This is a genomic window from Pseudomonas sp. FW300-N2F2 (assembly GCF_017351655.1).
Lineage (GTDB): Bacteria > Pseudomonadota > Gammaproteobacteria > Pseudomonadales > Pseudomonadaceae > Aquipseudomonas > Aquipseudomonas fluorescens_AA.
On record NZ_JACNDQ010000003.1, the window covers coordinates 82,527 to 96,221 of the forward strand.

General features: G+C 63.4%; 12 protein-coding genes. 10 read left to right on the forward strand and 2 right to left on the reverse strand.

The genetic code is table 11. The features are described 5' to 3' along the window. The first annotated feature begins 4 nt into the window (after positions 1–4). The 9 genes from J4E63_RS21240 (at position 5) to J4E63_RS21280 (ending at position 11,431) form a co-directional block, all read left to right on the forward strand. Complete coding sequence (locus J4E63_RS21240) at positions 5–865, forward strand: ABC transporter ATP-binding protein (protein WP_207283276.1); 861 nt, start codon at positions 5–7, stop codon at positions 863–865. A 12-nt stretch (positions 866–877) separates the two neighbouring features. Then, entirely contained in the window at positions 878–1,744 is an 867-nt protein-coding gene (locus J4E63_RS21245; protein WP_060739737.1) for an ABC transporter permease, read from the forward strand. A gap of 318 nt (positions 1,745–2,062) precedes the next feature. Further along, entirely contained in the window at positions 2,063–2,551 is a 489-nt protein-coding gene (locus tag J4E63_RS21250) for a cell division protein (protein WP_207283277.1), read from the forward strand. Further along, positions 2,544–3,986: a TIGR01777 family oxidoreductase gene (locus tag J4E63_RS21255; protein ID WP_207283278.1), complete on the forward strand. Its 1,443-nt coding sequence runs from the start codon at positions 2,544–2,546 to the stop codon at positions 3,984–3,986. The genes J4E63_RS21250 and J4E63_RS21255 overlap by 8 nt, the downstream gene beginning before the upstream one ends. Before the next feature lie 9 nt (positions 3,987–3,995). After that, positions 3,996–6,431 carry a PEP-utilizing enzyme gene (locus tag J4E63_RS21260; protein WP_207283279.1) on the forward strand — a complete coding sequence of 812 codons (2,436 nt, stop codon included), beginning with the start codon at positions 3,996–3,998 and terminating at the stop codon, positions 6,429–6,431. Positions 6,432–6,730: 299 nt separating this feature from the next. Continuing rightward, positions 6,731–7,510 (forward strand): efflux RND transporter periplasmic adaptor subunit, encoded by a 780-nt coding sequence (locus J4E63_RS21265; protein WP_207283280.1) that lies wholly within the window; start codon positions 6,731–6,733, stop codon positions 7,508–7,510. Then, entirely contained in the window at positions 7,507–8,826 is a 1,320-nt protein-coding gene (locus J4E63_RS21270; RefSeq protein WP_192262000.1) for an efflux RND transporter periplasmic adaptor subunit, read from the forward strand. Before J4E63_RS21265 ends, J4E63_RS21270 begins: the two co-directional genes overlap by 4 nt. 1 nt (position 8,827) lies before the next feature. Further along, on the forward strand, positions 8,828–10,924 hold the full coding sequence (locus J4E63_RS21275; RefSeq protein WP_207283281.1) for an efflux RND transporter periplasmic adaptor subunit: 2,097 nt from the start codon (positions 8,828–8,830) through the stop codon (positions 10,922–10,924). A 15-nt stretch (positions 10,925–10,939) separates the two neighbouring features. After that, complete coding sequence (locus J4E63_RS21280; protein WP_092169367.1) at positions 10,940–11,431, forward strand: GNAT family N-acetyltransferase; 492 nt, start codon at positions 10,940–10,942, stop codon at positions 11,429–11,431. Between the two features lie 132 nt (positions 11,432–11,563). On the opposite strand, the gene J4E63_RS21285 is transcribed toward J4E63_RS21280, so the two are convergent. Together J4E63_RS21285 and J4E63_RS21290 are read right to left on the reverse strand one after the other, a co-directional pair. Further along, positions 11,564–11,875 (reverse strand): DUF6916 family protein, encoded by a 312-nt coding sequence (locus J4E63_RS21285; protein ID WP_192262002.1) that lies wholly within the window; start codon positions 11,873–11,875, stop codon positions 11,564–11,566. A gap of 46 nt (positions 11,876–11,921) precedes the next feature. Beyond that, a complete protein-coding gene (locus J4E63_RS21290) occupies positions 11,922–12,509 on the reverse strand; it encodes a phage tail protein (RefSeq protein ID WP_092169364.1) in 588 nt (195 codons plus the stop codon). A 304-nt stretch (positions 12,510–12,813) separates the two neighbouring features. Here J4E63_RS21290 and J4E63_RS21295 point away from each other — a divergent pair, with 304 nt between their 5' ends. Further along, positions 12,814–13,659 (forward strand): sulfotransferase, encoded by an 846-nt coding sequence (locus tag J4E63_RS21295; RefSeq protein ID WP_092201368.1) that lies wholly within the window; start codon positions 12,814–12,816, stop codon positions 13,657–13,659. The last annotated feature ends 36 nt before the right edge of the window (positions 13,660–13,695 follow it).

Genomic DNA, 13,695 nt, shown 5'->3' on the forward strand with positions numbered 1-13,695 from the left:
TGTCATGAACGCGCTTTTGCAAGGCCACGCGGCCAGCAACCCCACCCGCACCGACACGGCATTGTTGTCGGTGGATAACGTCAGCCTGGAATACCGCACCCCGCAGCGGGTGGTGCGGGCCACCCATCAAGTGAGTTTCGAGGTCGACCCTGCGGACCGTTTTGTTTTGCTTGGCCCGTCCGGGTGCGGCAAGTCCACCTTGCTCAAGGCCATTGGTGGCTTCATCACGCCGTGCGAAGGCGAGATCCGCTTGCAAGGCCAAACCGTCAACGCGCCGGGACCGGACCGGATCGTGGTGTTCCAGGAGTTCGACCAACTGCCACCGTGGAAAACCGTCAAGCAGAACGTGATGTTCGCGCTGCTGGCGTCCGGCACCCTCAAGCGTCGCGAGGCCGAGGAGCGGGCGCTGCATTACCTCGACAAAGTGGGCCTGGCGGCGTTTGCCGATGCCTACCCTCACACGTTGTCCGGTGGCATGAAAGCTCGCGTCGCGATTGCCCGGGCGCTGGCGATGCAGCCGAAAATCCTCTTGATGGACGAGCCCTTCGCCGCCCTCGATGCCCTGACCCGACGCAAGATGCAGGAAGAACTGCTGCTGCTCTGGGAAGAGGTGCGTTTCACCCTGCTGTTCGTCACCCACTCCATCGAAGAAGCGTTGGTGGTGGGCAATCGCATCCTGCTTTTATCACCACATCCAGGAAGGGTCCGGGCGGAAATCCACAGCCATCAATACGATCTGCACAGCCTCGGCGGCGTGGGGTTCCAGCACACGGCACGGCGGATTCATGGGCTGCTGTTCAATGAAGGTTTGCCGCCTGAAACCGAGCATGAGCTGGATTTCACCGACATCCGTATCGCGTATTAAGGGGAGCCTTTCATGAGCCAGTTATCGCCTGCGCGCGAAGAATACGAAGTCGATCTGCAACCTTTGACCCACGTGCCATTAGAGCGCGAGTTGCCCTTGGGCCAGCGCCTCTGGCAACAGGGTTGGCTGCGCAAAAGTTTGATCCTGTTATTGCTGGCGGTGGTGTGGGAGGGCGTGGCGCGTTATCAGAACAACGACCTGCTGCTGCCGAGCTTCTTGCAGACCGCCAGCGCCTTGTACGACGGTTTGCTCAGCGGCGAGCTGTTGGGCAAGGTGTGGATTTCCCTGGTGGTGCTGCTCAAGGGCTATCTACTGGGCATCATCCTGGCGTTTGGCTTGACCACCTTGGCAGTGTCGACGCAGTTGGGCCGCGACCTGCTCAGCACGTTGACGTCGATGTTCAATCCGCTGCCGGCCATCGCCCTGTTGCCGTTGGCGCTGCTGTGGTTTGGCCTGGGGCAGAACAGTCTGATTTTTGTGCTGGTGCATTCGGTGTTGTGGGCGCTGGCGTTGAACATGTATTCGGGGTTTCTCGGTGTGTCGGAAACGCTGCGCATGGCTGGGCGCAACTATGGGCTGCGGGGCCTGCGTTTTGTGCTGTTCATCCTGATCCCGGCGGCGCTGCCGTCGATTCTCGCCGGGCTGAAGATCGGCTGGGCCTTCGCCTGGCGCACCCTGATCGCCGCCGAACTGGTATTCGGCGCCACCAGCGGCAAGGGCGGCCTGGGCTGGTACATCTTCCAGAACCGCAACGAGCTGTACACCGACAAGGTGTTTGCCGGGTTGGCGGTGGTGATCCTGATCGGGTTGCTGGTGGAGAACCTGGTGTTCGACAGTTTGGAGCGGGTGACGGTGAAGCGTTGGGGGATGCAGCGCTGATCGGTGGGGTGAATGCACCCTGTAGTGAGGGTTGTCTGGGCTGGCGTCATCGCGAGCAAGCTCGCTCCCACAGTTGAACGGTGTTGACAAAACCATGTGGGAGCGAGCTTGCTCGCGATGGCTATCGTCAATTCACCGCAGCCCTATCAGCCTGACATCCGGGCCTCAAGCCGCTCCATCGGTTTGCTTATGTAAGCGTTGAGTGCCCAGGGCGAGGGCGCTTCGGCTGTACGAGCGCACACCCATCCAATTAGCCAAGTAAAGCCACCTCCTTTTCCATTAGACTTGCGACCCTCCAGCAAGCCTTCAGGACACGGAATGCCAGTCCCTCAAAGCCCCCTTCGCAAAGCCCTGGTCGCTTGGCTTTATGCTGCCGCCCTGATGCATCTGCTTGCCGGCATCACCCTGAGCTGGGCAGGCCATTCGGGCTTGCTCGATGGCTATCTGCAGAGCATCGAACAGGCCTTCTGGGGCGCCGCCGCAGTGCCCGCGACGGCCAGCGCACAGCAGGTCTGGTGGCTGGCCTTGTTCGGCGCCACGTTGCAAAGCTACGCGCTGTACATGCTCGCCCTCGTGCACATCGGCAATCGACTGAAAAGCGCCATGCCTTGGGCCTGGATAATCGCCGGCATCCTGCTCTGGGCGCCCCAGGACATGTTGATTTCCGCCCAGGCGCGCGTCTGGTCGCACTTGTGGCTCGACAGTCTCGCGTTGCTGCTATTACTGCCGCCGCTGTTCTGGCTCTATCGCCACGACCGCCGCACTTCCCTGACTGACCACGCGCCGAGTGATTCAACGCATGCCTGACTTTTCCCTGCTGGACTGGGCCATCACGCTGTTGATCGCCCAGGCGATCCTGGGCGCGCTGGATACCCTGTATCACCACGAACTCACCGTCGCCTTGCCCTATCGCCACAGTGCTCGCCTGGAGCTCTCGATCCACGCCCTGCGTTCGTGTTTCTACGGGATTCTGTTCCTGGGCATGGCGCACCTGGCCTTCCAGGGGACGTGGGCGATTGTCATTGGCTTGCTGTTCGCGCTGGAGATCGGCCTGACGCTCTGGGATTTCGTGGTCGAGGACCGGACCCGCAAGTTGCCCGCCATCGAGCGCATCATGCACACGGTGCTGGCGGTCAACGGCGGGGCGTTTTTCGCGCTGTACGGTGTGCAACTGGCGCAGTGGGCGAGTTTGCCGACCGGCTTGGTTGCGATCGATTTCGGCTGGCGCGGTTGGCTGCTGACCTTGTTCGCCATCGGCGTCACGGCCTCGGGGATTCGTGATGGGTTAGCGGCATTGCGCATGCAGCGTCAAGGCCGACCGGCCAATCCATTCGCGGGCGGTGCCTATAAGCGCGTGCTGGTGACGGGGGGCACCGGGTTTATCGGCGAGGCCCTGGTCAACCAATTGCTCGACGCCGGGCACACGGTCAGCGTGCTGGCCCGCGATCCCTTGAAAGCGGCCTATCTGTTTGACGGCCGTGCCCGGTGCCTGCGTTCGTTGGGCAAACTGGGCCATGATGAAACCTTCGACGTCGTGATCAACCTGGCGGGCGCGCCGGTGGCCGGGCCGCGCTGGAGCCTCAAGCGCCAGGCGCAACTCATTGCGAGTCGGGTCAACACCACCGAAACCTTGATGACCTGGTTGAAAAACGCCCGACACAAACCAGCCTTGTGGATACAGGCCTCGGCCGTCGGTTTTTATGGCGTGCGCGACGCCAGCGAAAGCCTCGATGAAAGCGCCACCCGGGGCGAGGGCTTCATGGCTGAACTCTGCGCGTGTTGGGAGGCTTCAGCGCTGCCCGCCACCGAACTGGGCGTGCGACAGGTGGTGATGCGCCTGGGCGTGGTGTTCGGCCCGGGTGGTGCATTGCTGCCGCTGCTGATTCCGTTTCGCCTGGGGTTCGGCGGGCGGATGGGCGATGGTCGGCAAATCATGAGTTGGGTGCACCGCGACGATGTCATCCAAGTGATCGCCCGTGCGTTCGATGACGAAAACCTGAGCGGCACCTACAACCTGGTGGCGCCAGAAACCGTCAGTCAGGCGCTGTTCGCCGAGCGAGTCGGAAAGGTACTCAAGCGTCCGGTGTGGTTCCACATCCCAGCCGCGCCAGTGCGTGCCCTGGCGGGTGAGATGGCCCAGTTGTTTTTCGACGGCCAGCGCGTGGTGCCCAATCGTCTCGTCGAGGCCGGTTACACGTTCCGTTACCCGACCCTCGACGCTGCCCTGCGCGATCTGGCCTGAGGACCGTCCATGAGCAAGCCCCGGATGTACCTGCTGGCCGGCAACGGTAGCGCCGCCGATTGGTGGGACGACGCGTTGCCGCATTTTCAACACCACGACGTGGTGCCGCTGGAACTGCCCGGCTTCGGCAACAACCCCCAAGCCCCTGGCGAGGACCTGACGGCCTACGCCCAGGCGTTGCTGGCGGTGACGGTCAAGGGCAGCGCGATCATGGCGGTGGGGGTGAGTGCGTTGCTGGTGCTGCATGCGCTGCAACGTCAGCCGGGACACTTTTGCCGCAGCGTGTTGCTGGCGCCGGTGGGCGCGTTTTTGTGGCAGCGACGATTGCCGGCGTTGATGTCGCCGCTGCCGATACGCAAGACCATCCACTGGCTGCTCTCGAATAGGCCGACGTTGTTTGCCCACAAATTCTCCCGCCAGACCTGGACGCCCGCGCGATACCAGCGCATGGGCGCCGGGTATGCCCGCTGCCGCGCCTTTGTGCCGCTCTGGGATCAACTGCGTGCGGACACCGCGTTGCCACTGCTGGAATGGATCACCGACCCGGTCGAACTGGTCTGGGGCGATCAGGACAAGGTGCTGGGCGTCGCCCAAGCGGCGGCCTGGTCCGCCATTCTGGCCCGTGCCGATCTGACCATCAGCCTGAAACCCGGCTGGGGTCACTACCCGTGGATCGACTCCCCGGCCGAGTTCGCCGCATGGCTGGAGTCCGGCGAGCGTGGTTTCGTCGCGCACACCAAGGGCGGCCGTTTGCGTCTGGCGGCACTGGCTGGGCAGCCGGTGCCTGCGGCGCTGACGCTCAACGACTGCAATGATCCGCGCTTGCCGAACTTCCTGAGGAGCCAGCAGGAAGCTATCTGGGCCGTGCGTTCCTCCAGTTACGGCGAAGATCAGGCCGATGCGGCGAATGCCGGCCTGAGCACCACGTTCCTGCGTGAACCGACGCACAACGTGCCAGTGCGCATTGCCGAGTTGACGGCGGCGGGTGTCGAGGAAGTGGTGGTCCAGCGTTTCATCACGCCGCGGTTGTCGGGGATCGCCTTCGTGCGCCACCTATCCGTCGAGCTGGAGTGGGTCGAAGGTCACCTTGAGTCGTTGGCCGATGGTCAGGTGAGCCCCGAACGCGCGATCCTTTCCCGCCTCGGTGAGTCATGGAACAGCGGCACATTCAAGCCAGCCCATGGCCTGACCGAAGACGTGCTGTGGCGTTTCCTGCAAGGCGTGCTGCGGGTCTTCCACTACGTGCCCGGCGACGTCGAATGGGCTTGGGACGGCACCCAGCTGTGGCTGCTGCAATACCGGCCGATCAGCGACTACGGCTGGCGCCGCCACCTGACCGCTGCCAACATCGCCGAGATCCTTCCGCCGCAACCCAGCGTGTTGGTGGAGTACGCCCAGCGCCGCGCGGCGGCGAGCATTCCGGCGATCATGGCGCGCTGGGACTCGCGGGTGTTGCAGGACAACGAGCCGTTCACGGCGGTGTTTGGCGGTGCGTCGTACATCAACAATGATTTGTTTCTCGCCCGACTGGCTGACTGGGGCATCAGCGCCAGCAGCTATGCCGGCGAGGTCGGCGGCGCGACACCGCACCTGCCTTGGCGGCCACTGCGCCTGTTGCGCTCGCTACCGTTGTTCCTGCGCATGCAACGCATCGCCCGTGGGCATTTGCTGACGTTGGAAAACGGCTTGCGACGTTTTGACCGAGAGCTGCACGAACTGACCACACAAGGCGTCGACGGCCAGCAATTGGCCGACTGGTTCACCCGCTTCTATGTGTTCGTGGTGCAAGGCAACCTGTGCATCGCCAGCGCCTTGGCCAGCAGTGGCGGCGACCTGTTGGGGCGACCGCCGACCGCCTATGACGACCTTGAACACAGCCCCCATCGCCTGCCCTGGGAAACCGACCCGGCAACGCCACGCCCAGCACCAACCGAGTTGCCCTTGCAGGCCTTTCCACAATGGCCCCTGGCGATTCGCCTGGCTCATTCGACCGGCCTGCCGGGCTTGCGCGGTTACTACCTGCAAGTGCGCGAATGGTATCGCGACAACCTGATGCGGATGTTCTTCCGCCTGCATCACGCCATGCCGACGGCTGACCGAGCGCATTGGTTCGCGCCGCACCCCGACATCCGCACCCGCGATGGCAGCTTCTGGCAGGACGGTCGTGAAGGCACCGAGCAGGCCAGCGGCTTCATGATTTATCCGGGGCAGGCCCAGGGGATTCTGGGCGAGGACATTTTGTTGGAAGACACTCTGGACCCTGGTCGCCATGCACACTATCAAAGCGCCCGGGCCGTGATTGCGCGAATGGGTGGGCGTTTGTCCCACGGCTCGACCTTGCTGCGTGAGTTGCGTAAACCTTCGGCGGTGCTGCCGCAGGTGGATGTGACGTGGCTGGGGCGTGAGGTGGTGTATCTGGATGGGGAGTTGACGTTGGTGGAGTAGGCAGCGCGAAGGCTGTCAATCACATAACCCGTGGCGAGGGAGCTTGCTCCCGCTGGGTTGCGTAGCGACCCCAAGCAATTTGAATGCGATCTGCCTGACACGCCGAGGCGCCAGGGTTTGGGACTGCTGCGCAGTCCAGCGGGAGCAAGCTCCCTCGCCACCGGATGATGTGCGTGCCTGAAGGTTGGGTGGCGCCTAAAATCCCCTCGCCATGGGGAATCTACAATCTCTTCAACGCTACTCCCTTGACGCCCCCCACCGCTGTCGTAGACTCCGCCCATCCGTCAGGGAGTAACGGCATGGGACGTTTGAGTAGTTGGGTTGTGGGATTGACCTTTGTAACGTGCGGCGTGCAGGCGCAAACGCCTGTCGCGGACGATCCTCTGCTGGAAAGCGGTGTCACGGCCAGTGCGCCGAGTGGCAACGAGGCACGTGGGGTGCTTCGGGCGCGAGACCAGGCGGTGCTGGCCAGCGAGTTGGCCGGGCGCATCGTCGAGTTGCCGTTTAGCGAGGGCGAGTCGTTCAAGAAGGGCGATATCCTGGCGCGGTTCGATTGCTCGGCCTATCAGGCCCAGCTCAACGCGGCCCAGGCGGCAAGCCGGGGGGCCAGTGAAGAGCTGGCGCATAACCGGCAACTGGCGGCCCTGAAATCGGTCGGACGTTTTGAAGTGTCACGGGCCGAAGCCCGGCTCAATGAAACCCAGGCCCAATCCCAGGTGTACCAGGTTCAGGTCAAGCGTTGCAGCGTCGTTGCACCCTTCGACGGGCAAGTGGTGGCGCGCAAGGTCCAGCGCTATGAAAGTGTGGCGGCCGGCGCGCCGTTGCTCGATGTGGTCGACAACCGCACCCTGGAGATCCACCTGTTGGTGCCTTCACGCTGGATGGACCGGCTCAAGCCTGGCCAGCCCTTTACCTTCGTCCCCGATGAAACCGGCAAGCCGTTGCAAGCGACGGTCAAGCGCCTGGGCGCGCGCATCGACGAGGGTAGCCAGACCCTGTTGCTGGTGGCGAGCGTGCCGGACGCCAGCGGCCTGCTGTCCGGCATGAGTGGCACGGCGCGTTTCGCGGAGCCCAAGTGAACGCGCCGGTATCGGGCAGCGCCGAGCAGGTGTTTGCCCGCTTCCTTGACCTTGAACGCCAGACCCGGGCCGCACGAACGCCGGCACAATTGAGCTACAGCCTGGTCAATGACGGCCAGGCCCTGTTCGGCTTTCGTCATGCCGCGTTGTTGATCGCCGGCAAGGTCCAGGCGGTGACCGGCGTCAGTACCGTGGAGCCGAATGCGCCATTCGTGGCATTTGTCGAGCAGGCGGTGGCGCAGCTATTCAAACAGGGCCTGTTGAATCAGGCTCGGGTGATCGCCGCCGATGGGGTGAGCGAATCCATCCGGGCGGACTGGCAAAGCCTGTCCGCCGGGCAAGTGTTCTGGCTGCCGTTGGTCGATCATCAGGGCCAGGTATTCGGCGGTTTGTGGCTGGCCCGGGACCTGCCCTGGACCCCACCCGAACAAGTGCTGCTGTCGCAACTGGGGGACACCTACAGCCATGCGTGGCTGGCGCTGCAACCGCGCAAGCCGTGGCGCCTGCGTTGGACGCGCAAGCGCCAGGTCGCCCTGGTGGCGGTGTTGCTGTTGGGCTTGCTGATCCCGGTGCGCCAGTCCGTGTTGGCCCCGGCCGAAGTGGTGCCGCTGGGCGGGCAGGTGGTGGCGGCGCCGTTGGATGGGGTGATCGCCGAGTTCCTGGTCAAGCCCAACCAGACCGTCAAGAACGGCGACCTGTTGCTGCGTTTCGAAAGCACCAGCCTCAAGGCCCAGGCCGATGTGGCCGAGCGTGCGTTGGGCGTGGCTGAGGCCGAACTCAAGGCCAATTCCCAGCGCTCGTTTGCCGACGCTGAATCCAGTTCGAAGATTGACTTGCTGGCCGCCCGCGTCGAACAGAAACGCGCCGAGCGCAACTACGCGCTTGAATTGCTCAAGCGCAGCGAAGTACGCGCCGAGCGCGACGGCATTGCGGTGTTCGCCGACGCCGAGCGCTGGCTCGGTAAGCCCGTGCAGACTGGCGAGCGACTGATGGAAATCGCCGACCCGAACCAGGCCGAGCTGCGTATTGAATTAGCGGTGGGCGACGCGATCGCCCTGGAGCCCGGTGCGCAAGTGGCGTTGTTTCTCGACAGCGACCCGTTGCAGCGGCACCTGGCCTGGCTCGAGCGCTCGGCCTATGAAGCGCAGCCTACCGCCGCCGGGCAACTGGCGTATCGGTTGGACGCGCGTTTCGATGCCACGGCGCCTCGCATCGGCCTGCGGGGCACGGCGAAGGTCTTTGGCGACCGCGCGCCGCTGGCGTTGTACCTGTTGCGGCGGCCATTGGCCGGCCTGCGCCAGAGCGTAGGCCTGTAGCATGGACTTGCCGAGCCTGCGGCCGGACCTGCAATTGTCCGCGGCGGCGCCGGACCCGGACGGTTCGCCGCAGTGGACCTTGGCCGATCCGGTGCGCGGGCGCTATTTCAAGCTTGGCGCGGCGGCAATGCGCATGTTGCGGCATTGGTCCCTGGGCGATCCGGAACAGGTGCTGCAAGCCGCAAACCGCGAGCCGGGCCTGCCGCTCAATGGCGAGTCGCTGGAGCAACTGCTGGGTTTCCTGCGCGGCCATGACCTGATCAGCGCGATGGACCCACAACAGCGCGACAGTTACCTCTTCAAGACCGCCGCACAACGCCAGAGCCTGTGGCAGATCCTGCTGCATCAATACCTGTTTTTTCGCATACCGCTGTGGCGCCCGGACGCCTTTCTCAACCGGGCCTGGCCCTGGTTGGCGCGGTTCGGCCCCGGGATACTGCGCTATGGCCTGCCGCTGACCCTGGGCCTCGGCATCTTCCTGGTGTCGCGGGACTGGCAGCGCTTCATCGCGACGTTTCCGCACCTGTTCAGCCTGGGCGGTGCGCTGGCCTTCGGGACGGCGTTGCTCTTCGCCAAGCTGTGCCATGAGTTCGGCCATGCCTTCATGGCCAAGCGCGCCGGTTGTCGTGTGCAAAGCATGGGCGTGGCGTTCATGGTGCTGTTGCCGATGTTCTATACCGACGTCAGCGACGCCTGGCGGATCAACGATCGTCGCGCACGGTTGCTGATCGGTGCCGGCGGAGTCCTGGCCGAATTGCTGCTGGCGTGCATCGCGCTGCTGGCCTGGTCGCTGCTGCCTGACGGGCCGGCACGCACCGCGGCGTTCATGCTCGCCAGCGCCACCTGGATCACCACGCTGATCATCAATTTGAACCCTTTCATGCGTTTTGACGGGTATTTCCTGCTCAGTGATTTCTGGGCGGTGGATAACCTGCAGGGGCGGGCGTTCGCCCTGTGCCGCTGGCGCCTGCGCGAAGCCTTGTTCGGTTATGGCGCGGCGGCGCCGGAACCCTGGTCGCCGAAGATGCGCCGGCGTTTGCTGGTCTGGGGATACGGCTCCTGGCTGTGGCGGGCATTGTTGTTTTTCGGGATTGCCCTGGCGGTCTATCACCTGTTCTTCAAGGTGCTGGGCATTTTTCTGATGATGGTGGAATTGGTGTGGTTCATTTTTATGCCCATCGTGAGTGAGTGGCGGCAATGGTGGAGTCGCCGTGAGCAAGCCCGCGGTGGGCGGATGCTCCTGAGCGGCCTGGTGTTGCTGGCGTTGCTGTTGGCGTTGCTGTTGCCCTGGCGCAGTGCGGTGGAAGTGCCGGCCATGCTCGAGGCCGGGCGGGCCAGTGCCTTGCATGCGCCCGTGGCGGCACGGGTCAAGCAGGTGAATGTGCACGACGGCCAGACCGTGGCCCAGGGCGATGTATTGATTGAACTGGAATCGCCGGACATGGCCTCGCGCCTGGCCATCGTGCGCCGGGAAATCCAGATCCAGCAGTTGCAGATGCGCCGTCAGGCCGGGCGCAGCGAAACCGCGGCCGATGCCGGCATCATCGAACAGCAACTGGCCGAAGCGGTGGCCGAGTACCGGGGCCTGGTGGCCCAGCGTGAACGGCTGTTGTTGCGTGCGCCCCATGCCGGCCAGGTGCGCGACGTGTTGCCGCAACTGTCGGTAGGGCGCTGGCTGTCACCGACGCAGGTGCTGGCGCGGGTGGTGCAGACCGATTCGCGGTTGCGCGGGTACCTCACCGAAGCCGAGCTTTGGCGGGTCGGGCCGGGCGCCACTGGACGGTTCATCGCGGACGATCCGATGCACACGTCGATTGCCGTGCAGTTGAATGAAATCGACACCAACGGCGTGGCCTGGGTCGAACAACAAGCGTTGACGTCCGACCACCATGGGCCGATTGCGGTGCGCCGCGATTCGCAGCAACGGGCCGAGCCGGTGCAGGCCCAATACGGTGTGCGCCTGAGTGCGCTGGACGACGCGTCCGCTCCGGCGCAGCCGCTGCGTGGCGTGGCGGTGTTGCAGGGCAAGGGCGAGTCGGTGTTGGGAGCGGCCTGGCGACGGTTGGCGGCGTTGGGTGTAAGGGAAAGCGGGTTCTAGTCCTAGGGAGCGAGCATGGATTCAGTGGCGGCAGAGGGATTGGTGGTGCGTCCATCGCGGGTCAGCGATGGTCCGTTCCTGCAGGGCCTGTACCAGGCGGCGCGGCCGGACCTGCAATGGATCGACGGTGACCCCGAACAGGTGCAGCAGGTGATTGCCCAGCAGTTCCAGGTGCAGGAGCAAGGGTTGGGCGAGAACTTCCCCGACGCCATGCATTACGTCGTGGAAAAACTCGGCACCGCGATCGGTGCCTTGAGTACGGATTTCGGCCCCAATGAAATTCGCGTGCTGTACCTGGCGTTCATCCCCCAGGCGCGTGGGCAGGGGTATGGCCGGGCGGTGTTGCAAGGGGTGCAGAAAGCCGCGCAACAGATCCGTTGCCCGGTGGCGACCGTGGTCTGGGCCAGCAACCCCCATGCGCGCCGGCACTACCTGGCGCTGGGCTTCGAAGTGCAAGAGCGCAACCCGGCGGCGGAGCGGTTGGTCTGGTATCCGAAAGGCAACTGAACAGTGCCTGACTTGCCACCTGTTCAATGTGGGAGCGAGCTTGCTCGCGATGAGGGCGGTAAATCCAACATGGATGCAAGCTGACCCTCCGCCATCGCGAGCAAGCTCGCTCCCACAAGGGATCATCAGTCTTTAGTTAAACGCGATGTAGAAATATCCCAGCGCCGGATCCCGTCCCATGGGCGGTATCCGTGACACGAACACCCCCTCGATCTTGCCCAGTTCCGGCACCTCCAGCCCGCAGAGGCCGTCCACGAACGCGGTGCTCTCCAGGCTGTTGAACTCGACGCTGAAGGGCATGCGCTCGGTGCTCGGCATCTTCGCCCGAGGTGTTTCTTCAAGGGTTTCGAAGCGCACCGGCAGGCAGCTGCCATCGGGCAGGATCAGGTTGCCAGTCTGGCCCAGCAGCGGTTGGAAATGGCGGCTATGAACCTGTTGCAGCATGTCGACACTCCAAAAGGCCGGAGGACCGCAGCCCTCCGGCGGTTCATCAGTTACGGGACGGAAAGTAGCCTTGAAGGGCGATGCTGAAGTTGATGGCCAGGAAGGGGTTCATGACGGCCAATGGCATTCCGTTGCCTGCGGGGGAAATCGTGCCGCTGACGGTTGTGCTGACACCTTGCAGCGGTACTGGCGAGGCACCGATCTGGTCGGAGTAGATCGCCGCCGAGCCTGGCCCGGTGCCCGAGGTGCCGATGAATGAGTTGGTGGCCGTGGGAGTGTTCACTGGATTGCTGGCCGGGTTCGCCAGTTGCAGGGTGGTCGAGGCGGTGACGCCCGAGAGGGTGTGGGTGTGGATGGGCAGGTTGTTCAGCGTCGGGGTGACGTTTTCGGTGCCGGAGATCTCGCCGATGACGCGTGGGGTCAGGCCCAGGCCGTTGCCTTGGCCCAAGGGCAGGCGGCCTTGCAGGTTGGGCAGCATGAAGGTGGTCTGGCCATTGCCTCCGTACGTCACGCCGATCAAGGCGAACAAGGTCTGGTACTGAGAAAGGGAAAGCGTCTGCCCGTTGCACAGGGCCCAGTCCCTGGGGGCAAAGTTAAAGGCGAATGACTGGATAGTGCCGATGAATACTTCCATAGATTCCTCATCCTTCAGGTGATTGGGTTTCGCAATGCCCGGCGCATAAAGGACAAGAGTGCGATCAGCCCGACTCCTTTATTCCCTGGCCTGGTCACGCACGGCTGAGCGTAGACCGGGATGTTTGATTTTGCCGAGCGAAGCGGGCGGAAAAATCTCGCGAAACGGCTTAATCGATTCAGGTTCACGAGAGTTTCTACCGTCCATCTTTATTTTTAGCCTAGGCGAATCTGATATCAAAGTACTACTAGGCGAAGATTATTTCATCGGCTACGCTTGGCGGTACAAAAGGACTACAAAACAGGTGAAGGGATTGCCGCAGTTTCACTTTATTTCCGGTTTACCGCGCTCAGGCTCGACCCTGCTTTCTGCCATTTTGCTGCAGAATCCGCGCTTTCATGCCGGCATGACCAGTCCCGTCGGTTCGCTGTTCAGCACCGTCCTGCAGCAATGCAGCGCCGGCAGCGAGTTCGGTTCGGTGATTGACACCGACCTGCGCCGCCGCCTGTTGCGTGGCCTCTTCGATTCCTACTACGCCGACAAAGCCGATAAACCGGTCATCTTCGACACCAATCGCCAATGGTGTGCCCGCCTGCCTGCCCTGCAGGACCTGTTCCCCCAGGCCAAGACCATCGCTTGCGTGCGCAACGTCGCCTGGATCCTCGACAGCCTGGAGCGCCTTTATCGCGCCAATCCGTTCGAGAACACCAAGCTGTTCAACGACGATGACGAGCGCAATACCGTCTACAGCCGCTGCGAAACCCTGGCCCAGCGCAATCGCCTGGTGGGGCTTGCCTGGACGGCGCTCAAAGAGGCCTATTACGGCGAGAACGCCGAGTCGCTGCTGATCGTTGACTACGATCTACTGAGCCAGGCCCCCGAGCGGGTCATGCGCCTGGTGTACGAGTTCATCGGCGAGCCCTGGTTCGAACACGATTTCAATCACTTGACCTACGACGCACCGGCCTTCGACCAGGCCCTGGGCGTTGCCGGCCTGCACAAGGTCAAGCCCAAGGTTGCGCCGCAAGCCCGGCGCACCCTGTTGCCGCCGGATCTGTTTGAAAAGTATGCCGAGTTGTCGTTCTGGCGCGATGGGTCTGCAAGCGCCGCCAATGTCATTCGTATGAAAACCGACGCCGCTGTCAGCTGACAGCGGTTTTTTTCATTTGCGTTCAAGAAGTTCGAG